The 25359-nt window shown below is 71.5% G+C and carries 24 protein-coding genes; 15 read left to right on the top strand and 9 right to left on the bottom strand.

The features are described 5' to 3' along the window. Nucleotides 1-263: 263 nt before the first annotated feature. From KIP79_RS09640 to KIP79_RS09610, 7 genes are all read left to right on the top strand, one after another. Nucleotides 264-1394, top strand: coding sequence for a sugar ABC transporter substrate-binding protein (locus KIP79_RS09640; RefSeq protein WP_214104360.1), 1131 nt, complete (start codon nt 264-266; stop codon nt 1392-1394). A 33-nt stretch (nt 1395-1427) separates the two neighbouring features. Beyond that, nucleotides 1428-2864 carry an ATP-binding cassette domain-containing protein gene (locus KIP79_RS09635; RefSeq protein WP_214104359.1) on the top strand — a complete coding sequence of 479 codons (1437 nt, stop codon included), beginning with the start codon at nt 1428-1430 and terminating at the stop codon, nt 2862-2864. After that, complete coding sequence (locus KIP79_RS09630) at nt 2864-3931, top strand: ABC transporter permease (RefSeq protein ID WP_214104358.1); 1068 nt, start codon at nt 2864-2866, stop codon at nt 3929-3931. Before KIP79_RS09635 ends, KIP79_RS09630 begins: the two co-directional genes overlap by 1 nt. Before the next feature lie 40 nt (nt 3932-3971). Next, entirely contained in the window at nt 3972-5099 is a 1128-nt protein-coding gene (locus tag KIP79_RS09625) for an acyl-CoA dehydrogenase family protein (RefSeq protein WP_214104357.1), read from the top strand. Continuing rightward, entirely contained in the window at nt 5096-5974 is an 879-nt protein-coding gene (locus tag KIP79_RS09620; protein ID WP_214104356.1) for an acyl-CoA dehydrogenase family protein, read from the top strand. The genes KIP79_RS09625 and KIP79_RS09620 overlap by 4 nt, the downstream gene beginning before the upstream one ends. Before the next feature lie 107 nt (nt 5975-6081). Next, nucleotides 6082-6891, top strand: coding sequence for an SDR family NAD(P)-dependent oxidoreductase (locus tag KIP79_RS09615; RefSeq protein WP_214104355.1), 810 nt, complete (start codon nt 6082-6084; stop codon nt 6889-6891). Between the two features lie 44 nt (nt 6892-6935). Then, complete coding sequence (locus KIP79_RS09610) at nt 6936-7697, top strand: IclR family transcriptional regulator (RefSeq protein ID WP_308169636.1); 762 nt, start codon at nt 6936-6938, stop codon at nt 7695-7697. Here KIP79_RS09610 and KIP79_RS09605 read toward each other — a convergent pair. The 5 genes from KIP79_RS09605 to KIP79_RS09585 form a co-directional block, all read right to left on the bottom strand. Further along, on the bottom strand, nt 7688-8023 hold the full coding sequence (locus KIP79_RS09605; protein ID WP_214104354.1) for an HPr family phosphocarrier protein: 336 nt from the start codon (nt 8021-8023) through the stop codon (nt 7688-7690). The two genes, KIP79_RS09610 and KIP79_RS09605, sit on opposite strands and share 10 nt — an antisense overlap. After that, entirely contained in the window at nt 8007-8390 is a 384-nt protein-coding gene (gene dhaM, locus KIP79_RS09600) for a dihydroxyacetone kinase phosphoryl donor subunit DhaM (protein WP_214104353.1), read from the bottom strand. Before dhaM ends, KIP79_RS09605 begins: the two co-directional genes overlap by 17 nt. After that, a complete protein-coding gene (gene dhaL, locus KIP79_RS09595; RefSeq protein ID WP_214104352.1) occupies nt 8390-9016 on the bottom strand; it encodes a dihydroxyacetone kinase subunit DhaL in 627 nt (208 codons plus the stop codon). Before dhaL ends, dhaM begins: the two co-directional genes overlap by 1 nt. Before the next feature lie 88 nt (nt 9017-9104). After that, complete coding sequence (dhaK, locus tag KIP79_RS09590; RefSeq protein ID WP_214104351.1) at nt 9105-10097, bottom strand: dihydroxyacetone kinase subunit DhaK; 993 nt, start codon at nt 10095-10097, stop codon at nt 9105-9107. Beyond that, nucleotides 10094-10858 carry an MIP/aquaporin family protein gene (locus KIP79_RS09585; protein WP_214104350.1) on the bottom strand — a complete coding sequence of 255 codons (765 nt, stop codon included), beginning with the start codon at nt 10856-10858 and terminating at the stop codon, nt 10094-10096. The genes dhaK and KIP79_RS09585 overlap by 4 nt, the downstream gene beginning before the upstream one ends. A gap of 151 nt (nt 10859-11009) precedes the next feature. Between KIP79_RS09585 and KIP79_RS09580 the strand changes: the two genes are divergently transcribed. The 6 genes from KIP79_RS09580 to KIP79_RS09555 all read left to right on the top strand — a co-directional run bounded on the left by KIP79_RS09580 (nt 11010) and on the right by KIP79_RS09555 (nt 17965). Continuing rightward, nucleotides 11010-11783, top strand: a complete 774-nt coding sequence (locus tag KIP79_RS09580) for a cyclase family protein (protein WP_214104349.1) — start codon at nt 11010-11012, stop codon at nt 11781-11783. After that, complete coding sequence (locus KIP79_RS09575; protein ID WP_214104348.1) at nt 11780-13393, top strand: thiamine pyrophosphate-binding protein; 1614 nt, start codon at nt 11780-11782, stop codon at nt 13391-13393. Before KIP79_RS09580 ends, KIP79_RS09575 begins: the two co-directional genes overlap by 4 nt. 18 nt (nt 13394-13411) lie before the next feature. Next, nucleotides 13412-14155, top strand: a complete 744-nt coding sequence (locus KIP79_RS09570; RefSeq protein WP_214104347.1) for a lysophospholipid acyltransferase family protein — start codon at nt 13412-13414, stop codon at nt 14153-14155. A gap of 375 nt (nt 14156-14530) precedes the next feature. Then, nucleotides 14531-15823 carry a DUF1996 domain-containing protein gene (locus KIP79_RS09565; protein ID WP_214104346.1) on the top strand — a complete coding sequence of 431 codons (1293 nt, stop codon included), beginning with the start codon at nt 14531-14533 and terminating at the stop codon, nt 15821-15823. Between the two features lie 39 nt (nt 15824-15862). Continuing rightward, nucleotides 15863-16444: a DUF305 domain-containing protein gene (locus tag KIP79_RS09560; RefSeq protein WP_214104345.1), complete on the top strand. Its 582-nt coding sequence runs from the start codon at nt 15863-15865 to the stop codon at nt 16442-16444. A 60-nt stretch (nt 16445-16504) separates the two neighbouring features. Further along, nucleotides 16505-17965 (top strand): AAA family ATPase, encoded by a 1461-nt coding sequence (locus KIP79_RS09555; RefSeq protein WP_308169635.1) that lies wholly within the window; start codon nt 16505-16507, stop codon nt 17963-17965. Here KIP79_RS09555 and pruA read toward each other — a convergent pair. Continuing rightward, on the bottom strand, nt 17946-19628 hold the full coding sequence (pruA, locus tag KIP79_RS09550; RefSeq protein ID WP_214104344.1) for an L-glutamate gamma-semialdehyde dehydrogenase: 1683 nt from the start codon (nt 19626-19628) through the stop codon (nt 17946-17948). The two genes, KIP79_RS09555 and pruA, sit on opposite strands and share 20 nt — an antisense overlap. Further along, nucleotides 19628-20539, bottom strand: a complete 912-nt coding sequence (locus KIP79_RS09545; protein ID WP_214104343.1) for a proline dehydrogenase family protein — start codon at nt 20537-20539, stop codon at nt 19628-19630. The genes pruA and KIP79_RS09545 overlap by 1 nt, the downstream gene beginning before the upstream one ends. Before the next feature lie 75 nt (nt 20540-20614). On the opposite strand from KIP79_RS09545, the gene KIP79_RS48915 reads away from it, so the two are divergent. Then, entirely contained in the window at nt 20615-21637 is a 1023-nt protein-coding gene (locus KIP79_RS48915) for a PucR family transcriptional regulator (RefSeq protein WP_214104342.1), read from the top strand. A gap of 4 nt (nt 21638-21641) precedes the next feature. On the opposite strand, the gene KIP79_RS09535 is transcribed toward KIP79_RS48915, so the two are convergent. Continuing rightward, nucleotides 21642-22703, bottom strand: coding sequence for a glycosyltransferase (locus KIP79_RS09535; protein ID WP_214104341.1), 1062 nt, complete (start codon nt 22701-22703; stop codon nt 21642-21644). Nucleotides 22704-22826: 123 nt separating this feature from the next. Continuing rightward, nucleotides 22827-24611 (bottom strand): SpoIIE family protein phosphatase, encoded by a 1785-nt coding sequence (locus KIP79_RS09530; RefSeq protein WP_308169634.1) that lies wholly within the window; start codon nt 24609-24611, stop codon nt 22827-22829. 41 nt (nt 24612-24652) lie between these two features. Between KIP79_RS09530 and KIP79_RS09525 the strand changes: the two genes are divergently transcribed. Beyond that, complete coding sequence (locus KIP79_RS09525) at nt 24653-25357, top strand: ANTAR domain-containing response regulator (protein ID WP_214104339.1); 705 nt, start codon at nt 24653-24655, stop codon at nt 25355-25357. Nucleotides 25358-25359 lie beyond the last annotated feature (2 nt).

Here is a 25359-nt window from a genome sequence, read left to right as displayed (position 1 = left end):
GGGTGTCGGGGGATATGCCCCGGGCTCGGCAGGCCCGCGCCCGCCGAGCCCGGGCCGCCGCCGTATGTTCTCCGCTGGTTTTGGAACGATCCATCACCATGTGTCCCGTTATCAATCGGTGACGGCCGGGTTTCCATCTGCTCTCTTGTGAAATCAACCATTCGTTTGGTAGAAATCCGACCTATCGGCTCCAGGCGGAGCCGTACCCCCAGCAAGACTCCCGCCGGGCACAGCCCAAGCGGGTGATCGGAAGGAAGTTCAGAATGAGACGAACCTTCCTCGTCGTCACGGCGGCCGCGATGGTGATGGTGATCGCCGGTTGTTCCGCGGGAGGCGGCGACACGTCAGCCGTGAGCACCACCACGGGCGGCGCCGACGCCGTCGGCGTCGCGGAGGCGACCGCGGCCTTCCAGAAGTCGCTCGAGCCCCTGACGCCGCCCACGGACGCCACCCCGGTCACGCCGCCGCAGGGCGGCAAGACGATCGGCGTCCTGTCGTGCGGCCAGACCGCGCCGGCCTGCGCGCTCATGGCCGACCAGGCCAAGAAGGCCGTCGAGTTGCTCGGCTGGACCCCGGTCGTGGTCGACGGCAAGCTCAACCCGCAGGACTGGTCCAACGGCGACCTGCAGCTCATCAACCAGAAGGTCGACGGGATCATCAACATCGTCGCGGCCGACGCCACCGTCCCCGCCGCCCTGGAGAAGGCCAAGGCCGCCAACATCCCGGTGGTCTGCATGATCTGCGCCAACCCGGCCCAGGCCCCCGTGCCTAACCCCTCGGTGGCCAACGTCGACGCCGACTACGCGCTCCAGGGCAAGCTCGTCGCCGACTACATCATCATGAACAGCAAGGGCGCCGGCAAGGTCGCGATCATGGAGAACCAGACCGCGCCGCCGGTGGTGCTCCGGCATGACGCGCTCAAGCAGGAACTCAAGACCTGCTCCGGCTGCTCGGTCGTGTTCGCCGAACAGCTCGGCCAGAGCGGCGACATCATCGCCTCCGCGCGGACCATGGCCACCAGCATCCTGCAGCGGCTCCCCAAGGGCGAGGTCGGCTACCTCGTCCCGCCGTCCGACTCGCAGGTCTCCGGTGTGGACCAGGCGCTCTCCGCCACCGGGCGGTCCGAGGTCCAGATCACCAGCTTCGACTGCAACGCCGAGAACCTGGCGCTCATCCGCAAGGGTCAGAGCGAGACGCTGTGCGTGGTCACCCCGCTCTCCTGGGCCGGCTGGGCCGCCGTCGACCAGATGGTCAGGGTGCTGGCCGGCCAGCCGGGCCAGAACGTTCAGCTCCAGGTCCAGTCCATCACCAAGGACAACGCGCCCGCCGAGGGCACCGAGCCGGGCACCTTCGACTTCGCCGGCTTCTACGGGAAGCTCTGGGGCAAGTTCTAGCCCTTCCGATCACTGACCAGGAGGTGGAAGGCCATGTCCGACGTGCTGGTCGACATGTCGAAGGTCACCAAGTCCTTCGGCGGCACCGAGGTGGTGCGCGGGCTGGACTTCCGGCTCAGGGCCGGCCGCCTGCACGCCCTGCTGGGGCCCAACGGCGCCGGCAAGTCCACAGTCATCAAGATTCTCTCGGGGGTGTACCGGGCCGACAGCGGCTCGGTGCGCACCCGGGGCAGGCGGCCGGGCGCGCCGGGGCGGATCGGGTTCATCCACCAGAACCTCGGCCTGGTCGACGCGCTCACCGTGCGGGACAACCTGAACATGGGCCGCGGCGGCCTCACCCGGCGCGGTGGCCTGATCAACCACCGGGCCGAGCGCGCCGCGGCCCGCGCGAGTCTGAGCCGGGTGAACCTCGACGTCGACCCCGACCGTCCACTCAGCGAGCTCAGCCTCGGCGAGAAGACCATGGTGGCGGTGGCGCGCCTGTTCGGCACCGAGGCCGACGTCATGGTCCTCGACGAGTCGTCCGCGGCGCTGACCCGCCGCGAGAGCGCCTGGCTCTACCAGGAGGTACGGCGTTTCGCCGAGGGCGGCGGCGCCGTCCTGGTGGTGACCCACCGGCTCCACGAGGTCGTGGAGTACTGCGACGAGGTGACCGTAATGCGGGACGGCCGGGTGGTCTTCGAGGGCGCCACCCCCTCGCTGACCGAACTGCACACCCTCATGGCGGCCACCGACCGGCCCGATGCCGCGGTCGCCGGCGGCCGTCACCGGGACGGCCCTCCGGCGATCCGCCTCACCGACGTCCGCGCCGCCGGCGTCGGACCGGTGAACCTGGAGGTCCGCCACGGCGAGGTGGTCGGCCTGATCGGCCCGCTGTCCGCCAACCCGTACGCGCTCGGCCACGTGATCGCCGGGCGGACGGCGGTCGAGGCGGGTCGCCTGGAGATCGTCGCGGCCGGCGGCGGCCCCGGCCGGGTGGCCTTCGTCCCCGAGAACTGTCAGCAGCAGGGCGTCTTCCCCGGGCTGACCGTGGCGCAGAACATGATCCTGACGCAGCTCAGGGGGATCTCCCGGGCCGGTTTCGTCAGCAGGCGCCGGGAACGGGACCTGGTCGACGGGCAGATGGCGGTCCTCGACGTACAGCCGCCCGATCCCTCGGCCGGGGTGACCGGGCTCAGCGGCGGCAACCAGCAGAAGGTGCTGATGGCCCGCGCGGCGCTCACCCGGCCCGACTGCTACGTGCTCTGCGAGCCGACCCGTGGCGTCGACATCAGAACCCGCCACACGATCTACCGATTCATTCAGGACGTCCGTGAAGCTGGTGCCGCCGTGGTGGTCATCACGATCGACGTCGACGACGTGCTCGCCGTCTCCGACCGCGTCGGCGTGGTGGAGGACGGCGCGCGGGTGACGCGGCTGCGGCACCGCACCGAGATCACGGCCGAGCAGATCCTGGAAGAGGTCGACTGATGGCGAACGACAACGGCTCCTCCTTCGTGGCGACCGCGTCCGCGGCGGAGTCCGGCGCTCCCGCGGGCTCCCCGGGTGGCGCGCCCGCCCGGAGAGCCGCCGGGCGCGGCGTGGACATCCAGCGCTTCGCCACGCTGGGCTTCTTTCTGGTCTTCTTCCTCGTGGTCGCCGCGATCAAGGGAAGCGTGTTCCTCTCGGTCGACAATGTCATCCTCACCCTGGGTCAGAACGCGCACCTGGCGTTCGTGGCGGCGGCCGCGACGATCACGCTGATCGCGGGTCAGTTCGACCTGTCCGTCGGGGCGGTCGCGGGTCTCGCCGCGACCCTGGTGGCCGGGTTCACCTCGATCCAGCAGCTCCCGGTGATCCCGGCGATCCTGCTGACCGTGGTGATCGGCGCCCTGGCCGGTCTGGTGAACGGCCTGCTCGTGACGAAGCTCAACATCAACGCGTTCATCGCCACGCTGGCCAGCGCGAGCGCGATCGGCGGCGTCGCGCTGATCTACGCGAACAACCAGATCATCTACAACGGCATCCCCGAGGCCCTCACCACCCCGGGCAAGTTCGAGATCCTGCACGTCCCGCTACCGGTCTTCTACGCGGGCGCACTGCTCTTCCTCGGCTGGGGGCTGACCCGCCACACCGTGCTCGGACGCTTCTGGTACGCGGTCGGCGCCAATCCGGAGGCGGCCAGGCTGGCCGGGGTCAACGTGGGCCGGATGACCATGTGGGCCCTGGTGACCGCGGGCACCGTCGCGGCGATCGGCGGCGTGATCATGACCGCCCGGTTCGGCTCGGCGGACCCGACCACCGGCCCGGGGCTGCTGCTACCGGCCTACGCCGCCGCGTTCCTGGGCTCCTCGATCCTCTCCGACGGAAAGTTCACCGTGGTCGGCACGATCATCGCCACCTTCCTGGTCGCCTTCGCCCAGAACGGGATCGACGTCCTCGGGCTCTCCGCCGGGGTCAAGCCGATCTTCAACGGCTTCGTCCTCGCCGCGGCCGTGGCCCTCTCCGAGGGCCTGCGCCGGCGCGGCCGCCGTCTCGTCCGCTCCGGCAGCCGGTAGGTCCGCGATGCGCACAGAACAGGGTCGGGGTGACCGAGCGGTGACCACCACAGCGGCGACAGGCGCGGCGGACGCGTTCCGGCTCAGGGCCGAGCAGTGGCTCGGCCGGAGCGTCCCGGAGCGCTGGAAGGCGGAGCGCGGCGCCCTGAGCGAGGCGGAGATCGACGAGATCCGGCTGGAATGGGACCGCCGGCTCTTCCGCGGCGGCTTCGCCGGGATCTCCCTCCCGGCCGAGTACGGCGGTCAGGGACTCGGGCTGCGCGAGGAGGTCGCCTTCCACGAACTGGCCGCCCGGGCGCACGCCCCCGAGGGCTTCGGGCGGATCGGCAAGATCCTCGTCGCCCCTGCGCTCATCGCCGACGGTACGCAGGCGCAGCGGGCCAGGTACCTGCCGCCGATCCTCCGTGGCGACCACGTGTGGTGCCAGGGCTTCTCCGAGCCCGGCGCCGGGTCGGACCTGGCCAGCGTGTCCACGGTGGCCCGAGCCGTCCCCGGCGGCTACCTCGTCCGCGGCCAGAAGGTGTGGACCAGCTTCGCGGACAAGGCACGCAAGTGCCTGCTGCTGGCGAAGTCGGACCCCGAGGCCCCGCGCTACCGGAACCTGACCATGTTCCTGGTCGACATGGACCAGCCCGGGGTCACCGCCAGCCCTATCCGGCAGATCTCCGGCGCCTCGCACTTCTCCGAGGTCTTCTTCGAGAACGCCTTCGTCGCCGAGGAGGACCGGCTCGGCCCCGAGGGCGAGGGGTGGCGCGTCGCGATGGGCGTGCTCAACCACGAGCGGGGCGCCGTCGAGGGCGTCACCAGGTACGTCGAGATGCGCGGCGACCTGGACCGGCTCATCGCCTGCTGTGCCGGGCGCGCCGGGACCTGCTCGCCCGTCGCCGACTTCGACACCCGCCTGGAGCTGGTGCGCTGGCAGATCTCCAAGACCGTGGCCTACCAGGAGGACCAGGCCAGGTCCGCGGCCGCCGCGTCGGTGCTCAAGGTCACCTGGAGCGAACTCTGGCAGGAGATCGCCGAGTACGGCCTGGGCGCCGCCTGCCCGGACCACCACGCGCACTGGCGCAACCAGTATCTGGAGACCAGGGCGACGAGCATCTACTCGGGATCCAACGAGATCCAGCGGAACGTCATCGGCGATCGGATTCTGGGGCTGCCGCGATGAGCGTGAACATCCTGGCCGGAGAGGTCGGCGTCGTCGCCGCGACGGCGCTGCGCGAGCTGGCGGCCAGAGCGGTGGGGGTGCTGCCCGTCGCCGAGTACGCCGACGGCGCCCCCCTGCCGTGGTCGGTGGTCGGCGACGGCGGCTGGGACCTGGTCGGGGTGCCCGGGGACGGCGCGGCCTCGCTGCGCGATCTCGTCGAGATCGCGCAGACCTGGGGCGAGTTCTGTGTGCCGCTGCCGCTGCTGCCGACCATCCTGGCCAAGCGCTGGTCGGCGGCCGCTCGGGAGCGTACCGGTCCGGTGACCGTGTCCGTGGCCGCCCCCGGGCGACCCCCCGGCCGGTTCCTCGCCCCGTACCTGGGCGAACCGGAGGTGGTCCTGGCGCTCGGACTGGGTGCGGGCGAGGATCGGGTGGCACCGCCCGCCGTCGCGGCCCGGGACGGCTTCGCGCCCACCCTCCGGCTCGCCGAGACCGACCTGCGCAGCGCGTTCTCCGCCGAGGCGGCCCGCGAGCAGGCGGTCGTGTGGGCGGCCGAGGCGGTCGGCTGCGCGCGGCGGACTCTCCGCGACTCGGTCGGGTACGCGCGGGACCGGCACCAGTTCGACCGTCCGATCGGCAGCTTCCAGGCCGTCAAGCACCGGTTGGCCCGGGCGCACGAGCAGGTGGAACTGGCCGAGAGCGCGCTGCTCTGGGCGGTCGCGGCACCGGCCGACACCGCGCGGCCGGTGCGCTTCGCCGTCGACTCCTCGATCGGCGTGCTGCAGACCGCCATCCAGGTGCACGGCGGGATGGGGTTCACCTGGGAGATGGGCATCCACTTCTTTCTGCGGCATGTGCTGACCCTGCGGGAGCTCGTCCGGGGTGTCGGGCTCTGATGGCCGGACTCCTGACGCGGACGGCGGGCCTGCCCCGCAATCTTGACTCTACCTACCGATCGGTTGGATTCTAGCCAACGCGTCGTACGTACCAGGAGGAAACCGTTATGGCATCGGTGGAACAGACCGGCCGCGCGGGAAGCGGTGGCCCGCGATTCGCCGGTCAGGTGGCGCTGGTCACCGGCGCGGGGCGTGGCATCGGCCAGGAGACCGCGTTCCGTTTCGCGGCGGCGGGGGCCAAGGTCGCGGCGGTGGACCTCGACCAGGCCACCGCCGAGGAGACGGCCGGGGCGATCCGCGCCGACGGCGGCGAGGCGGTCGGCCTCGCCGGCGACGTGCTGTCGTCGGCGTCCGTCACCGCCTTCGTGGCGGAGGCCGTGCGGCTACTCGGGCCGGTCTCCGTGCTGGTCAACAACGCGGGTGGCGGAGCCGGGTTCACCATGGACTCCCCCGAGCAGGAGTGGGACCGGCAGCTCGACCTCAATCTCAAGTCGGCCTACCTGGTCGCCAAGGCCGTCTGGCCGGTGATGCGGGAGAACGGCGGCGGAGTGATCCTGAACGCCTCGTCGGTGGCGGGCCGGTGGGCGATGCCGGGCCTGACCGCCTACTCCGTGGCCAAGGCGGGCATCGTGATGCTCACCAAGTCGCTCGCCCTGGAGGGCGCGCCGTACGGCATCAGGGTGAACTGCGTGGTGCCGGGGAACGTGCTGACCCCCGCGCTCCGCGCCTTCTTCGACAGCCAGGACGACCCGGACGCCGCGTACGCGGCGGCGGCGAAGGCGGCGGCGGTGGGCAGGCTGGGGGAGGGGCAGGACATCGCGGACGCCTACCTCTACCTGGCCTCGCCGGAGGCGTCCTGGGTGACCGGCACCGACCTGCTCATCGACGGCGGATTCACGCTGGGCGTGCACGGCTGAGCCGACGTTTCGATCAGGCGAACCTTGTTCGGCATAATCGAATTGTGATCCAGTCTGTTGAGCGGGCGGCGTTGATACTTCGGGTGCTGGGGGCGGGGGCGCCGCGGCTGGGGGTTACCGAGATCGCGGAGCGGGTGGGGTTGGCGAAGCCTACGGTGCACGGGCTGTTGCGGACGCTGGAGCGGCACGAGCTGGTGGTGCAGGACGCGGAGACCGGGAAGTACGCGCTGGGGGCGGCGGTGCTGCAACTCGGGAACGCGTATCTGGACGGGTCGGAGTTGCGGGCGCGGAGTCTGTTGTGGGCGGATTCGCTGGCGCAGCGGGCCAATGAGTCGGTGTGGGTGGCGACCTTGTCGGGGTCGCGGGTGATCGTGTTGCACCATGTGTTCCGGCCGGACGACATGGTGCAGATCCTTGAGGTGGGGGCGGCGATTCCGTGGCACGCGTGTGCGCTGGGGCACGCGATCGCGGCCTACCATCCCCGGCTGGAGGAGTTGCTGGCCGAGGAGCTGGAGCCGTTGACCGGGCAGACCCGGACCAGCCGGGCTGACCTGGAGGAGGCGCTGACCGCGGTGCGGCGGACGGGGATGGCGGTGGAGGACCAGGAGGCGGCGCTGGGGGATGCGGGGATCGCGGCGCCGGTGTTCACCCGGGGCGGGGCGGTCGCGGGGGCGATCGGGGTGGTCGGCCCGTCGGAGCGCCTGCTGGGCACCCGGCGCAACGATCTTCTGTTGGCGGTGCGGGAGTCCGCGCGTGCGCTCTCCCGCGACCTGGGGGCCCCGCGGAGCAACTCCCTCTATTCCTGAGGTGTGGTCAGGGCGGCGGTGAGGGCCGCCAGGGCGGGCTCGGCGTCCGGGCCGTCGGCGTGGAAGGTGATGGTCTGGCCCTTCACGGCGGTCAGGGCGATCACCGCGAGCATGCTCCGGGCGTCGGCCTGGCGGGTGGGGGTGGCGATGGTGACGGTGGCGGTGAAGCGGGCGGCGGCGCGGACCAGGGTGGCGGCGGGGCGGGCGTGCAGGTCTTCGGTGAGGGTGACGGTGGCCGTCGCCTGAACCGGTGGGCTCCCAGGCTCGTCCGGCCCGGCGGCCTGTGTCTGGACTGTCTGGGCGGGGGAGTCAGAGCTTGCCGACAACACGGGCCTCCTCGGCGGCCGCGGTGACGGCCTTGGCGTTGGCACCGGCGGCGGAGGCGACCAGGGCGGCGATGGCGCCCTCGACGAAGGGGGCGTCGGCCAGGTGCACTCCGGCGTGGGGGTGTTCGTCCAGGTAGGTCTTGGCGGTCAGGACGGCGCTGCCGAGGTCGAAGAGCAGAACCACGCCCTGGCCGCGGTCGACGGCCGCGACGGCGTCGGCGACCTTGGTGATGCTGGTGCCGAGCCCGCCGTCGTCGGTGCCTCCGGCGGCCGCGATGGGGGCCTCCCGCCCGCCGATCTGGCACGCGAGTTCGGCGACCTCCTCGGCGAGTGGCGCGCTGTGGGAGATGAGCACGATCCCGACCATCAGCGGGACCCCGCCGTCCGGAGGGCGCCCAGGATGAGCGCGGTGGAGGCGGCCCCGGGGTCCTCGTGCCCGGCGCTGCGCGAGCCGAGATAGCTGGCCCGGCCCTTGCGGGCCTGGAGCGGGATGGTGGCCCGCGCCCCTTCGGCCGCCGCCTCGGCCGCCGCGGCGATCGCGTCCGCCGGTTTGGCCCCGTCCTGTACGGCCCCGGCCAGCGCCCGCACCGCCGGCGCCAGCGCGTCCACCATGGTCTTGTCCCCTTCGACGGCGGCCCCGAGCTTCTGCACCCCGGCCAGGGCCGCGTCCAGCGCGGTGGACAGCTCCGCCAGGGAGACCTCCGGCGCGTCGCCCAGCGTCTTGCCCATCTGGCGGAACGCGGTGCCGTACAGCGGGCCGGAGGCGCCGCCGACGCGGCGGATCAGGGTGGAGCCGGCGAGCACCAGCGCGGCGCCGGGGGTGTCCGGCGGGGTGTCGGCCAGGGCCTGCCGGACGGCGGTGAAGCCGCGGTCCAGGTTGGCGCCGTGGTCGGCGTCGCCGATGGCGGCGTCCAGCTGGGTGAGGTGGTCACGCTGAGTCTGCACGACCGAGGCGACCTCCTCCAGCCAGGTGACGAAGAACTGTACGTCCAACAGATCTCTCCCACTAAATACCGATATTTCGGGACAAAGGGGCTGCCGGGTGGGGGTACCCGGCAGCCCGAGCGGTCGTCAGCGGTCGTCAGCGGCCCCAGCGCAGCGCGGGGGTCTCCACCGGCGCGTCCCACAGCCGCGTGAGCTCCTCGGTCAGCGCGCATGTGGTGACCGAGAAGCCCTGCATGTCCAGGCTGGTCACGTAGTTACCCACCAGCACCCGCGCCGGACTGGCCCCCTTCTCCCGAAGATAGGCCGCCACCTCGGCGAACGCGATGTACAGCTCCAGCAACGGCGTCCCGCCCATGCCGTTGACCAGCACCAGCACCTCCCCGGAGAGCGGCAGGTCCTCATGGATGGCGTCCATCGCCACCCGGACGAGCTCCCGCGCCGGCCCGTGCGCCGCCCGGGTCCGCCCCGGCTCACCGTGGATGCCGATGCCCAGCTCGATCTCGGATTCGCCCAGCTCGAAGGTGGGCTTGCCGGCCGCCGGGACCGTACAGGCCGACAGTGCCACGCCGAAGGAGCGGCTGCGCTCGTTGACCTCGCGGGCCACCCGGGCCACCTCGCCCAGCGGCGCGCCCGTCTCGGCCAGCGCCCCGGCGATCTTCTCCACGAACAGGGTCGCGCCGGTGCCCCGGCGACCGGCCGTGTAGAGCGAGTCGCGCACCGCCACGTCGTCGTTGACCAGCACGCTGACGACCTCGACCCCCTCGTCCCCGCAGAGCTCGGCGGCCATCTCGAAGTTGAGCACGTCCCCGGTGTAGTTCTTCACGATGTGCAGCACCCCGGCGCCGCCGTCCACACCCTTGGTGGCCTCGATCATCTGGTCGGGCACGGGGGAGGTGAAGACCTCGCCGGGGCAGGCGGCGTCGAGCATGCCGTACCCGACGAAGCCGCCGTGCAGGGGCTCGTGGCCGGAGCCGCCGCCGGAGACCAGGCCGACCTTCCCTGGCCGGGGGCCCGCCGCGCGGAACACGATCTTGTTCTCGACGTCCACGCGGAGCGCCGGGTGCGCGGCGGCCAGCCCGGTGAGCGCGTCGGTGACCACGGAGTCGACGTTGTTGATGAGCTTCTTCACGGTGCCGTCCTCACTGGAGTGGTGCTCTGAACCTCTGCCCTGTTCCGGGTGACGGCAAGCCCAAGATAGGCCAGCGCGCCCAGCAGCCCACCGGCGAAATCCCCGATCAGATAGGCGGGCAGCTGGTCCCAGCCGACCGTGCCGCCGAACGCGGCGGTGATCAGGAAGGGGCCGACGTACCGGGCGGGGTTGATGGCCGCGCCGGTGGCCGGGCCGACGATGATGATGATCGCGAAGACGATGGAGCCGATCGCCATGGGCGCCCAGCCGGGGGTGGCCCGCCGGTCGATCACCCCGAAGATCACGAAGACCAGCATGAAGGTGCCGATGGCCTCGATCAGGCTGCCGCGCAGGAAACCGGTCTCCGCCGCGTACGAGGTGACGCCGCCGCCGGCCGCCTTGGCGGCGTCGGCGCCGAGGGTGACGAAGATGGCCAGCGCGCCGGTGACCGCCCCGGCGACCTGGGCCACGATGTAGCCGGGCACCTCGCGCCAGGGGAAGCGGCCGGTGGCGGCCAGGGCGAGGGTCACGGCCGGGTTGATGTGGCCGCCGGAGATGTGGCCGATGGCGTACACCGTGCCCACGATGACCAGCATGAACGCGAAGCTGATGACGCCCAGCTGGGCCATCGAGAAGGGCACGCCCGAGCCCGCGCCGATGACGCCGGTGGCGGCGGCCGAGCCTGCTCCGACGTAGACGAGGAAGGCGGTGCCCAGGAACTCGGCGAGGAGCTTCTGGGGGGTGGTGGGGGAGTCGTTCATGGCACCGTCCAGCTTGAACGTTGTTCGACATTGTCGAATCAGATTTCATTGACGTTAAATCGGGGGGACCGTGCCGTCAAGGCGTCGGGCTATACCGGGCCGTACGGCCTGTAGGAAGATCGGTGCCAGTCGATGAGCAGGAGGTAGGACCATGTCGGTGCTGCGGGAGCTGGTGGCGGGCATCCGGGGCGGAACCATCGAGGTGATCGACCTGACCGCGCCGCTGGCGGAGTCGACGCCGATCCTGAAGCTGCCCGAGCCGTTCGGAAACACCGTCCCGTTCAGCCTCCAGGAGATCAGCAAGTACGACGAGCGCGGCCCCGGCTGGTACTGGAACAACATCGCCACCGGCGAGCACACCGGCACCCACTTCGACGCCCCCATCCACTGGATCACCGCCAGGGACGGCGAGGACGTCTCCCAGGTGCCGCCGTCGAAATTCCTGGCCCCGGCCGTGGTGCTGGACTTCGCCGCCGAGGCGGCCGCCGACCCCGACTTCCTCCTGGAGATCGACCACGTCACCGCCTGGGAGAAGGAGCACGGCCCGCTCCCCGAGGGCGGCTGGCTGCTCTACCGCACCGGCTGGGACGCCTACGCCCATGACCAGGGCGCCTTCCTCAACGCCAACGAGACGGGCCCGCACACCCCCGGCATCTCCGTGGAGTGCGCGCGCTACCTGGCCGAGCAGACCTCCATCGCCGGGGTCGGCGTGGAGACCGTGGGCACCGACGCGGGCGCCGCGCACTCCTTCGACCCCGCCTTCCCCTGCCACACCTTCCTGCTCGGGGCCGGCAAGTACGGCCTGACCCAGCTGCGCAACCTCGACCGGCTGCCGGTCACCGGGTCGGTGGTGGTCGCGCCGCCGCTGCCCATCGCCGGGGGCTCGGGCAGCCCGCTGCGAGTGCTGGCCCTGGTCGAACGGTGAACGCAGCCGAGGCCGTCGGCCGCACGCTGGCCCGGCTCGGCGTGCGTACCGCGTTCGGGGTGGTGGGAAGCGGCAACTTCCATGTGACCAACGCGCTGGTGGCGGGCGGGGCGCGGTTCGTCGCGGCCCGGCACGAAGCGGGCGCGGTGACCATGGCCGACGGGTACGCCCGGGTGGGCGGCGAGGTCGGGGTGGTGAGCGTGCACCAGGGGCCTGGGCTGACCAACGCGATGACCGGGCTGGCCGAGGCGGCCAAGAGCCGTACGCCGCTGGTGCTGCTGGCGGGGGAGGTGACCTCGCCGCGCTCGAACTTCTACGTGGACCAGGCGGGGCTGGCGGCGGCCGTGGGGGCGGTGCCGATGCGGGTCTCCTCGGGGGCGGACGCGGTGGCGGACACCCTCAGGGCGTACCGGACGGCCTTGCACGAACGCCGGACGGTGCTGCTCAACCTGCCGCTCGACGTGCATGGGGAAGCCGCTCCGGAAATATCCGGACTTGATCTCGGCGCGCCGGAACGAGTGCCCGTGGCCGGGCTCGATGTGCTGGTGTCGGCGCTGGAGGTCGCGCGGCGGCCGGTGTTCGTGGCCGGACGGGGGGCGCGGGCGGCGCGGCGGGAGCTGGAGGCGCTGGCGGAGCGTACCGGGGCGCTGCTGGCCACCTCGGCCGTGGCGAAAGGGCTGTTCCGGGGGAACGCCTGGGATCTGGACGTGAGCGGGGGATTCGCGACACCGCTGGCGGCCGAGCTGATCCGGGGCGCGGATCTGATCGTGGGGTGGGGGTGCGCGCTCAACATGTGGACGATGCGGCACGGCACCCTGATCGGGCCGGACGCCACCGTGCTCCAGGTGGACCTGGACGCGGACGCGATCGGCGCCCACCGGCCCGCGCAGGGGGTAGTCGGCGACGTGGCCGAGGTCGCGCGACTCGCGCTCGCAGGGGTGGCGGCCGCGGCGGGCTACCGTTCGCCCGAGCTCGCCGCCCGCATCGACCGAGAGCGCCGGTGGCGGGACGTCCCCTACGACGACTGGGGAAAGGACGGGCGAATCGACCCCCGTACCCTCTCCATCGCCCTCGACGACCTGCTCCCCGCCGACCGCCTCATCGCCACCGATTCCGGAAATTTCATGGGATATCCGGCGATGTTTATGGATGTCCCCGACGAGCAGGGGTTCGTGTTCACCCAGGCGTTCCAGTCGATCGGGCTCGGCCTGGCCACCGCGATCGGCGCCGCGCTGGCCCGTCCCGACCGCCTCCCGGTGGCGGCCGTCGGCGACGGCGGGCTGCTGATGGGCGTGGCCGAGCTGGAGACCGCCGTACGGCTCGGTCTGCCCCTGGTCGTCGTGGTCTACGACGACGAGGCGTACGGCGCCGAGGTGCACCACTTCGGGCCCGACGGGTACCCGTTGGACACCGTCACCTTCCCGCCCGCCGACCTGGCGGCCATCGCGCGGGGTTTCGGGTGCGCGGCGGTGACCGTACGGTCCGGGGAGGATCTCGCCGGGGTGGCGGAGTGGCTGGCCGGGCCGCGGGAGCTTCCCCTGGTGGTCGACGCGAAAGTCGCCGCCGACCGCGGTTCGTGGTGGCTGGAGGAGGCGTTCCGGGGGCAGTGAACTGTTACGGTTTCCAGCATGGCTGAGATCGTGTACCCCCCGGTCATCGGGGCCCTCAAGACCCTTTTCAAGGTGCTTGGCACGCGGATCCACATCGAGGGGTCCGAGCATGTCCCGGCGAGCGGGGGGGCCGTGCTGGTGAGCAACCACATCAGCTACCTCGACTTCATCTTCGCCGGCCTGGCTGCCAACCCGTCGCGGCGGCTGGTCCGGTTCATGGCGAAGAAGGAGGTCTTCGACAACCGGATCTCCGGGCCGCTGATGCGGGGCATGCACCACATCCCGGTGGACCGCGCGGAGGGTGCGGGGGCGTACGTGGCGGCGCTGCGGGCGTTGAAGGCGGGCGAGGTGGTCGGGGTCTTCGCGGAGGCCACGATCAGCCGCTCGTTCACGGTCAAGGAGATCAAGAACGGCGCGGTGCGGATGGCGGCGGCCACCAACGCGCCGATGATCCCGATCGCGCTCTGGGGCACCCAGCGGCTCTGGACCAAGGGGCGCAAGCGCCGGCTGACCCAGCGGAACATCCCGGTCTCGATCCTGGTCGGGGAGCCGATGTACCCCAAGCGGGGCGAGGACATGGAGGCGCACACGGTCGAGTTGCGCCGCCGCCTGAGCGAGATGGTGGACAAGGCGCAGCGGAGCTATCCGGAGATTCCCGAGGGCGTCTGGTGGCAGCCCGCGCATCTGGGCGGCACCGCGCCCACCCCCGAGGAGGCCGAGGCCCTCGACGCCGCGGAACGCGAGGCCCGCGCCAGTAAGTGATCAAGAAGAAAACGCTCCCTGGGTAAGGCTTGCGACAGGCTGCCCTGGGAGCTGGTGGTCAAGATTTTTAAGAGCTTGATTGAAGTAGGAAAAATCAGGATGCCCAGATGCGGCATTTGCGCAGTTCAGTAGGGGATTGACCGGCTTGGGAGAGCGCTCTCCGAACCTTCGCTTGGAGCGTGCCAACCGGTCTCTTACGTTACATGCCGGTTAACCGGACCCTTGACATGCCCTATCGCCTCAGGTGACATTCTGCGTGCAGGGAGCGCTCCCCGAAGCACGCACACCGCCTTTCCCGAGGATGTCCTCGGGTCCGGCACGCGGCGGCGACCCGCGTGTGTCCCCGTGGCCGTCCGCTCACGCCTGGAGTCCCGCATGACCATGTCCTCCCGCGCCCGCGTATGGGGCAGGACCCGCTTACGCCTGGCCGCCCTGTTCGCCGCCCTCGTCGCCCTGCTCGTCAGCTCGCTGGTCACCACCGCCCAGCCCGCGGCGGCGGCCGGGGCGCTGCTCTCCCAGGGCCGTCCCACCCTGGCCTCCTCGGTGGAGAACGCCGGATTCCCCGCCGGCGCCGCCGTCGACGGCAACCTCGGCACCCGCTGGTCCAGCGCCTTCTCGGTGCCCCAGTGGCTCCGGGTCGACCTCGGCTCCGCCCAGGCCATCGGCCAGGTCCAGCTCAACTGGGAGGCCGCGTACGCCACCGCCTTCACCATCCAGACCTCCAACGACGGCAACACCTGGACCACCATCCAGACGGTGACCAACGGCACCGGCGGCAACCAGACCTACAACGTCACCGGCAACGGCCGGTACGTCCGGATCAACGCCACCGCCAAGGCCACCGCGTACGGCGTGTCGCTCTGGGAGTTCCAGGTCTACGGGCCGGACAACGGCGGAGGCGGCGGCCCGATCGTCCGGGTCGCCGAGTTCCTGGCCGACTGCCCGTTCAGTCACCGGCTGCCCGACGACCCGATCGTCGCGCCCAACCTGCCCGGTGGCTCGCACATGCACAGCTTCTTCGGCAGCACGATCACCAACGCCTACACCACCCTGACCGACCTGCAGAACGCGCCCAGCAACTGCAACCCGTCGGTCGACCTGTCCTCGTACTGGGTGCCCACCCTGTACGTCAACAACGTGCCCGTCGAACCGACCGGAACCACCTTCTACTACCTGGGCGAAGGCGTACGGGACGACGTGATCGCCCGGACCCAGCCGATCCCGCTGGGGCTGCGCATCGTGGCGGGCAACGCCAAGGCGACCGGGCCCGACGCCAGTTCCACCGCCCGCTGGTCCTGCCTGCACGCCGGGCAGGTGGCGCCCAGCAAGGACTTCGTGACCTGCCCGGCGGGGACCATGCTGGAGTCGTACCTGGACTTCCCGCAGTGCTGGAACGGGACGTCGCTGGACTCGCCCGACCACAAGAGCCACATGGCCTACCCGGTCAACGGCGACTGCCCCGCCACCCACCCCGTACCGGTGCCCAAGCTCCGCCAGGTGCTCCGCTACCCGGTGAACGGCAGCCCGGCCACCTTCCGCCTCGCCTCCGGGCCCGGCTACACGATGCACGGCGACTTCTTCAACGCCTGGCCGGTCGCCGAGATGGAACGGCGGGTCCGCGACTGCATCCGCCCGATCATCAAGTGCGGCGCCAACGGCACCCCGTGATCCCCTGACGGCACACCCGCGAGGAAGGACAACCCACCAATGAGCCTCCGCACCACCCTGCTCACCCTGTCCTTCCTCGCGACCGCCTGCGCCGCCCCCGCCCCGCCCGGCGCCGCCACACCGTCGACCGTGGCGACCGCCGCCGCCCTCAACGCCGACCTGTCCGTCGGCACCCTCAACGCCACCGACATCGCCTGGGCCCAGCTCATGGTCCCGATGAGCGAGGGCCTGCTCACCCTCCTGGACTGGGCCCCCGACCGAGTCACCGACCCCGACCTGGCCCGCCTGGCCGCCCAGGTCGGGGCGGCCCACCGCGACGAACTCCCTGCCCTCCAGGAAATCCTCACCCGCGCCGGCGTCGCCCACCTCAACCCCCACGAGGGCCACGACATGCCCGGCATGGTCACCAAGGCCGACCTAACCCTCATAAAACCCATCAAAGGCCGCCCCTTCGAACGCCTCCTCATCACCCACCTCCGCGACCACCTCAAACAGGTCCTCCTCCTCGCCAACTCCGAAACAAAGGCCGGCACCGACCCCGCCACCCACACCCTCGCCGCTGCCATCGCCCAAACTCGCACCGCAGAACTGAGCGCCTTGAACCGCCTCGCACCCTCCTGACGACCGGGCGCTCCTGTGAGAAGTACAGTTATGAGAACTACACTTCTCACAGGAGGCTGGGTGCGGAAGCCGTCCGACATGTTCGACCGGGATCGAGAATGGGCGGCCCTGGCTAGATTCGCGGAGGATGCGCAGCCTGGGGCGACGCTTGGTGTGGTGTCCGGGCGGCGGCGGCAGGGGAAGAGTTTTCTGCTGGAGTCGCTCTGCCAGGAGGCCGGCGGGTTCTATTTCTCGGCGCAGGAGGCTACGGATGCCGAGTCGCTAGCGTCGCTGGGGGAGGCGCTCACCCGCTTCCTCGATCCGGTGGTGCCGATCACCCTGCCCAACTGGGCGGCGGCGATCGACGCACTGCTCTCCCTCGGCCGGGATCGGCCGGTTCCGGTGGTGATCGATGAGTTTCCCTACCTGGTCCGGGCGCATCCCGCACTGCCGTCCATCATCCAGGCGGCGTACGCGCCCCGCCGGGAGGAGCGGACCACCTCCAGGACCCGCCTGCTGCTCTGCGGTTCCGCCATGTCGTTCATGGGGCGGTTGCTGTCGGGGAACGCGCCGCTGCGCGGCCGGGCCTCGCTGGATCTGCCTGTGGACACGCTGGACTTCCGGCTGGCCCGGCGGTTCTGGGAGATCGAGGACCCACGGCTGGCGCTGCTCGTGCACGCCATCGTGGGCGGCACTCCCGCGTACCGGACCGAGATGATCAGGTACGACACCCCACGCGATCTGGCCGACTTCGACGACTGGGTGGTGCGTGCGGTGTTGTCACCGGGCAGCCCGATGTTCCTGGAGGCCAGGTATCTGCTCGCCGAGGAGCCGGATCTCCGGGACGGCGCTCTCTACCATTCGGTGCTCGGTGCGATCGCCGACGGCAACACCGGACGAGGCGGCATAGCCGGATATGTCGGGCGGAAGAGCAACGACCTGCATCACCCGCTGACCGTCCTGGAGGACGCCGGACTGATCATCCGCGAGAACGACGCCTTCCGCGGCAACCGCACCGACTTCCGGATCAAGGAGCCGCTGGTCACCTTCTACCACGCGATCATGCGGCCGTTCTGGCCCCAGCTCATGCGCGCCACCGCCACCGCCCGGATCTGGCAGCGCGCCGAACAGCGGTTCACCGGCAACGTGGTCGGCCCGCACTTCGAGCGCGTCTGCCGGGACTGGACGCTGCACTTCGCCGAGGACCGGTTCGGCGGGTGGCCCGCCCAGGTCACCGCCGGAACCGTCAACGACCCCGCCCAGCGCGGCACCCACGAGCTCGACGTCGTGGCGGTCGGCGCCGCCGACGGCGGCAGAGCCCCGCTGCTGGCCATCGGCGAGGTCAAGTGGGGTGACACCATGGGCCAGGGCCACCTCGACCGGCTCCGGCACATCTCCCAGCTCGTCACGGCGAACGACCGTTACGACACCTCCGCCACCCGGTTGGTGTGTTTCTCCGCCGCCGGGTTCACCCCGGACCTCCTCGCGGCCCGCGACCGCGGGGAGGTCGACCTGGTCGGGCTCAGTGATCTGTACGAGTGAGGTCGTCCAAATCAGGGGCGAGCCAGCCGGACTGGGGGATGTCGCCGCGGTAGGGGGCCTGGACCACCGGTGGGGTGAAGGTTTCCTTGATGGTTCGGGGGCTGGTCCAGCGGATGAGGTTGAAGATGGAGCCGGCCTTGTCGTTGGTGCCGGAGGAGCGGGCGCCGCCGAAAGGCTGCTGGCCGACCACGGCGCCGGTGGGTTTGTCGTTGATGTAGAAGTTGCCGGCCGTGAAGCGGAGGCGGTCGGTGGCGGCGGTGATGGCGTGGCGGTCCTGGGCGATGATGGAGCCGGTCAGGGCGTAGGGGGTGGCGGCATCCAACTGGTCCAGGACGGTGTCGTAGGCGGGGTCGTCGTAGACGTGGACGGCCAGGATGGGGCCGAAGTACTCCTTGGTGAAGATCTCGTCGGTGGGGTCGTCGGAGACCAGGACGGTCGGTCGGACGAAGTAGCCGGTCGAATCATCGTAGGAGCCGGTGAGCACGTCGATGCCGGAGGTGGCGCGGGCGCGGTTGATGGCGGCCTGGTGCTTGGCGAAGGCGCGGGCGTCGATGACGGCGCCGAGGAAGGTGGACAGGTCCGCGGAGACGTCGCCCACGGTGAGGGATTCGGCCGTGCCGACCAGTTGGTCGCGGAAGGTTCCCCAGAGCGAGCGGGGAATGTAGGCGCGGGACGCCGCGGAGCACTTCTGACCCTGGTACTCGAAGGCGCCGCGGACCAGCGCCGTCAGCAGCGCGGCCGGGTCGGCGGAGGGATGGGCGACCACGAAGTCCTTGCCGCCGGTCTCGCCGACCAGGCGCGGGTAGCTCCGGTAGCCGGCGATGTTGGATCCCACCGTCGACCACAGGTGCTGGAAGGTCGCGGTCGACCCGGTGAAGTGGACGCCCGCCAGCTCGGGGTGGCGGAGCGCGACCTCGGAGACGGCCTGCCCGTTACCGGTGACCATGTTGATCACCCCGGGCGGCAGCCCCGCCGCCTCCAGCAACCGCATAGTGAAGTGCGCCGCGAACTGCTGCGTGGGTGACGGCTTCCAGACCACCACGTTCCCCATCAGCGCCGCCGAGGCGGGCAGGTTCCCGGCGATCGCCGTGAAGTTGAACGGCGTGATGGCCAGTACGAACCCTTCCAGCGGCCGGTACTCCATCCGGTTCCACACCCCGGGCGAGGAGGTCGGCTGCTCGGTGAGGAGCTGCCGCGCGAACGCCACGTTGAACCGCAGGAAGTCGATCAGCTCGCAGGCCGCGTCGATCTCCGCCTGCTGGGCCGACTTGGACTGCCCGAGGATGGTGGCGCCGTTCAGGGTCGTCCGCCAGGGGCCCGAGAGCAGGTCGGCCGCCTTCAGGAAGACGGCCGCCCGGTCGTCGAAGGACAGCGCCCGCCAGGCCGGGGCCGCCGCCAGCGCCGCCTCGACGGCCGCGGACACGTCGGCGGCGGTGGCGTCAGCCGTACGACCGAGTACGGCCTGGTGGTTGTGCGGCTGGACCACGTCGATGAGAGCCCCGCCACCCATCCGGCGCTGCCCGCCGATGGTCATGGTGAGCTCGGGGCCCGCCGCCACCAATTCCTTGATCCGCGACTCCAGCGCGGCCCGCTCGGCGCTGCCGGGGGCGTAGCCCTGCACCGGCTCGTTGGCGGGTACGGGCACGTTCGACACGGAATCCATCACTTACTCCCAAGGGAACGCAGGAAAAAGGCGACATTGGCCGGGCGCTCGGCCAGGCGGCGCATGAAGTAGCCGTACCAGTCGTCGCCGTAGGGCACGTAGACGCGCACGTTGGCGCCGGAGGCGGCCAGCGCCCGCTGTTTGTCGGCGCGGATGCCGTACAGCATCTGGAACTCGTAGCTGTCCCGGCTCCGTTCGTGCCGGTCGGCCAGGAGTTCGGCGATCGCGATCATCCGGTCGTCGTGGGTGGCCACCATCGGGTAGCCGTCCCCGGCCATCAGCAGTCGCAGGCACCGCACGTACGCCAGGTCCACCTCGCTCTTGCGCCGGTACGCCACCGAGGCGGGTTCGCGGTAGGCGCCTTTCACCAGCCGCACCCGGGAGTCGCGCAGGTCGACGCAGTCGGCCTCGGTGCGGAACAGGTAGGACTGCAACGCCACCCCGGTGTCCGGAAAGTCGGTCCGGAGCGCGCGCAACACCTCCAGCGTGGCGTCGACCGTGGTGTGGTCCTCCATGTCCAACGTGACCGTGGACCCGTTCTCCCGCGCCGCCTCGCAGATCCGCCGCGCGTGGTCCAGCGCCATCGCGCCGTCCAGCCGCTGCCCGACCGCCGACAGCTTCACCGACACCTCGGCCCGGTCTCCGAACTCCAGCGGGCGCAGGGCCTCCAGCAGTCCCACGTACGCCTTGACCGTCTGCACGGCCGCCGCGGTGTCCCTGACCTCCTCGCCCAGGTGGTCGATGGTGACCATGAGCCCCGCGTCGGCGAGCCGCCGGGTCGCAGTGACGGCGTCGATGGGCTGCTCGCCCGCGACGAACCGGTCCACCACCCGCCGGGTGAGCGGAGAACGAGAGACCACGCGCCGGGCCACCCGGTTCCGAGAAGCCGCCAAAAACACGCCACCGACCATGAATTCAGCGTAAAACGGCACTTCAGCGGCGTTCCACGGACATCCGGCCAAGGGTATTCAGACAGATGCTCAATAATGGGTCACGTGCAGGAGCTCGTCGATGAGATCGCCCGGCTGCTGGACGCCTCGGTGACCCTGGAGGACCGGTCCTTCCAGCTGATCGCGTACGGCGCGCAGAGCGGCCACATCGACGCGGTCCGCGAGGAGGTCATCCTCCGCCGCCGCGCCACCCCGGCCACCCGCGCCCACTTCGAGGCGTACGGCATCGCCACCGCCGAGGGACCCGTGCGCATCCCCCCGCTGGGCGACCTGCTGGGCCGGGTCTGCGTGCCACTCCGGCACGGGGGCGTCACCTACGGCTACCTCTGGCTGCTCGACTCCGGCGACCTCACCGACGACCGCCTGGCCGCGGTCGCCCCGCTGGTCGCCCGGGCCGCCGCCGAACTGGCCAGACAGACCCGCACCCGCCAGACCCCGCTGGGCGACCTGTTCTCCGCCAACCCGGAAACCCGCGCCGCCGCCGACGTCTCCGCCCTGGCGGGCCCGCTGGTCGCGCTCGCGGTCAAGGCCGCACCCGGCCAGGTCGCCGCCCTCTGGACCCTCCCGCACGAGGTCCGCACCGACCTGTCCCTGGCCCACCCCGCCTTCCTGGCCCCCGCCGCCCTGACCCGCGACCTGGCCACCCGCCTGCACGGCCTGTACGGCACCGCCATCGGCGTCGGCGCCCCCCGCCAGGATGCCGAGGACGCCTGGGAGAGCTGGCGGGAGGCGCTGGGCGCGCTCCGGGTCGCCGAGGCCCGCCGCCTGCCGGTCGCGTACTGGACCGAACTCGGCGTCTACCGCTACCTGGTCCGCCTCCCGCACAGCGAGCTGGCCGAGCTGGCGGCCGAGTCGGCCCCGCTGGGCGAGCTGGCCGCCACCGTGGAGTGCTACCTGGACCACGGCGGCCACGTCCAGGAGGCCGCCGCCGAGCTCGGCGTGCACCGCCAGACCCTCTACTACCGCCTCGGCCGGGCCGCCGAGCTGACCGGCCTCGACCTCGGAAAAGGCGAGAGCCGCCTTCTGCTCCATCTGTCGCTGAAGGCGGCCCACCTGTAAAGGGTCACGCACAGACGTTCTCGTACACCCGGATCAGCTCCTGGCTGATCCGCTCCAGTGAGTAGCGGGACCGGGCCCGGTCGGCGCCGGCGAAGCCGAGCGCGGTGCGGAGCGTCTGGTCGCCAAGCAGCTGGCGCACCCGCACCGCCACCTCGCCGGGCCGCCGCACGTGGAAGCCGGTGACGCCGTGCACCACCGAGTCCAGGTGGGCGCCGGTGGCCGACACGATCACCGGCACGCCGCAGGCCATCGCCTCCAGCGCGGCCATCCCGGTCGGCGCGGACGGCGCCAGCGAGAGCGCCACGTCGGCGCTGCGGATCAGCTTCGGCATCGACTCGTGCGGCACCGGCCCGAGCAGGTCCACCCGGTCCGCCACCCCCTTGTCCCCGGCCAGCATGCGCAGCCGGGCCACGGCGGGCTCGTCGCCGCCCGCCACCACCAGCTCGGCGCCGGGGACCCCGGCCAGCGCCATGATCGCGAGGCCCGCCCCCTGGTGGCCGATGTGCAGCAGCCGGGCCTGCTCGCCGCGCGGGAACGCCGGCCCCTGGCGGCGGAACCGCGCCACGTCCACCCCGCTCGGCACCACCGCGATGTTCCGGCGCGGCACGCCCATCCGGATCAGCTCCGACTCCTCCCCGGCGCAGGCCGCGATCACCGCCCGGGCCCGCCGCCCGATCGCCCGCTCCAACCGCTGCACCGGCGCCGACGGGGCGTCCCCATGGTGGAAGGTCTGGGTGACCGGCACGCCGAGCCCGTCGGAACCGGCGATCGCGGCCAGCCCGCTGGTCCAGGAGTGCGCGTGGATCACATCCGGCCGGTCCTTCCGCCAGCACCGCTTGAGCCCGTCACTGAAGTCCGAGATGTACGGCAACAGGTCGTTCTCCGAGAGCTCCTCGGCGGGCCCGGCGGGCACCTGCTCCACGGTCACGCCCTTGATGGCGGAGCTGGCCTTGATGGCGGAGTTGGTACGGGTGTAGACGGTGACGCTGTGACCCCGGCCCAGCTCACGGGCGATGGCGGGGGTGTCACTGGACAGCACGTGCGTGGAGACAATGGCGATATGCATGGCACACCTCATGGCGGAAAGCGCGATGAAAAAGGTGTGCCTGCGTCTTAGGCACGAGCTACAGAACCCTGTCTACCGTACAGCCGGGAGATCTAAACACAATCCGCGGAAAAACTTCCCAGATCATCGGGACCGGCGCAGGGTGAGCACCGTGATCTCGTCGATCACCCGGTCCCCGGTGAACGCCCGGTGGTCCTCCTCGATCGCCTTCACCACCGCCGCCGGGGCCTGGCTCGCGCACCGGGCCAGCACCTCGGTCAACCGGCCCTCGCCATAGCTGACCCCTGCCGCGCTCCGCGAGCCGACCAGGCCGTCCGAGTAGAGCACCAGCGTCTCCCCGACCGCCGGCACCAGCTCCTCGGTGGCCGGTTCCGCGCCCTCCTCGAAGCCCAGCGGCACCCCGCCGCCGTCGGTGAACCGCACCCCGCCGTCCGGGGTGAGCAGGGCGGCCGGGTGGTGTCCCGCGGAGGCCAGCCGGATCTTCCTGCCGCGGACGAAACCCGCCGCGGCCATCACGAACAGGCCCGTGTGCTGGGCCAGGAGGGCGTCGTTGACCTTGCGCAGGACCATGCCGGGGTCGCGCTCCATGGCGCTCAGCACCCGGACGCCGCCGCGCACCAGCGAGGTGACCGAGGCAGCCTCCTCGCCTCGGCCTGCCGCGCTGCCGATCACGAAACCCCAGCCGCCCGGCATCGGGAAGACGTCGTAGAACTCTCCGCCGATGGCCCGCATGCCCGAGCCCGGGTGGTAGACCGCCGCGGTCTCGAAGCCCTGGACGTCCGGGAGGGTGCGGGGGAGCACCCCGCTGCGCAGCGCGTCGGCCGCGTTGGAACTGCGCTGGAAGGTGCGCTGGGCGCGCAGGGCCAGGCCCAGGTGGCCGCCGATCTCCTCCAGCAGGCCCAGGTCGGCCAGCCCGAACGGGGCACGGTCGCGGTGCCGTACCAGGGTGAGCACGCCGCTCATCTCGTCGTCGGTGCGGATCGGGACCGACACCAGCGAACCGGCCCCCATCCGGGTGAGCAGGTCCCCGCCGAGCAGGGTCTCGTCGGTCAGCATCTCGTGGATGATCCCGCTCCGGGTGGCCAGCACGTGCGCCACGATCGGCGCGGCCGACGGGGGCAGCCCCTCGATCTCCCGGTGCAGCCTCGCCACCGGGTGGCTGCTCGGCGCGATCACCGCCGCCCGGCTCGGCACCCCCGCCCGGACCACGTCGGCGATCACCCAGTCCGCGGTCTCGGCGGCCAGCAGCCGGGCCGCCCGGATCAGCGCCACCGGCTCGCGCAGGCTCTCCTCGTCCAGCAGCAGCCGGGTCAGCCGGGACAGCAGCTCGTGCCGCTGCGCGGCGGCCAGGAACAGCGACTCGTCCTGCGGGCCCGCCTGGTCACGCGTCTCGGGCAGCTGCACCTCTGTGGGCAGCGCCACCGCCGCCACCATCTCCTGCGGCTCGCCCGGCATGCGCAACCGGCTGAGCACCAGCCGCACCGTGTGGGTGCGCCCCTGGTGGGCCAGCCGGGTCTCGAAGACGGCGCTTTCCTCGCTGCGCAGCGCCGCGTTCAGCCGGGACCGGAACGCCGCCCGCCGGGAGGACTCGATGAGCAGCGGGAAGGCGCGGCCGATCAGATACCCGGCCGGGCTGCCGAGCAGCCGGGAGGTCTCGTTGTTGATGCGCCGGACGGTGCCACCGGGGTCCATGACGATCACCGGCACCGGGAGCGTGCGGAAGAGCTGGCGGAGCAGCTTCTGCTCGCGCTGCGGCCCGCCGTCCCGCCGCCGCCGGGCCCGGCCCAGCTCGGCCAGCGCCTCCCTGACCAGGTCCTCGGCCGCCGCCAACTCCGGGCTGTCCGGCAGCGCGGCGACCCGGTCGGCGAACTCGGCGAGCCGTTGCTCAAGCGCCGGCGGATCGGTCACGGACATGTACTCCTTCGGGGATTAACCGGCACACTAGGGGCATGGGCACCCCTGTGACATCCATTCTGGCCCGGGATCTCGCCGCCCTCGGCCGGGTGCGTGAAGGGGCGTCCTGCGAGAGCGTACTGCGCGGAGTTACCGAGGCCATCGCCCGCGGGGTTCCCGGCTGCGCGGGCGGCACCGCACAGCTCTGGCTGGAGGAACGGGTGCTCTCGGCCGCCTCACACAGCGAGCTCATCGCGATCATCGACCGCGAGCGCGAACTGCGCGAAGGCCCCTCCCGGGAGGCGTACGCCACCGGCCGCCCTGTCCTGGTCGCCGACGTGATGCGCGACCGGCGCTGGCCCCGGTACGCGGCGGCCGCCGTGCGGCACGGCGTGCGGTCCGTGCTGGTCCTCCCCGTCCAGGCCGACGGCGCCGTCGCTATCATCGGCCTGTACGGCGTGCGCCCCGGCGCCTTCGCCGGCCACACCGCCCTGACCGAGCTGCTGCGCGAGCACGTCACGGTGGCGCTGGCCAACATCTGGGAGTTCGACGACGTGCTCACCGGGGCCGCGCAGCTCCAGGAGGCGATGGCGGGGCGGGCCCTGATCGACCAGGCCAAGGGCATCATCATGCAGGCCAGCGGCTGCTCGGCCGAGGAGGCCTTCGACGAGCTGCGCCGGATCTCCCAGCACCACCAGGTCAAAGTGGCCGACCTGGCCAAACTTCTGGTCACCGAACACCAGCAGAAGAACGCGAAGTAGCC

The sequence above is a fragment of the Acrocarpospora catenulata genome, from assembly GCF_018476525.1.
GTDB lineage: Bacteria > Actinomycetota > Actinomycetes > Streptosporangiales > Streptosporangiaceae > Acrocarpospora > Acrocarpospora catenulata.
The sequence above is the reverse complement of the archived record's forward strand: the minus strand, read 5'-3'. Positions and strand labels throughout refer to the sequence as shown.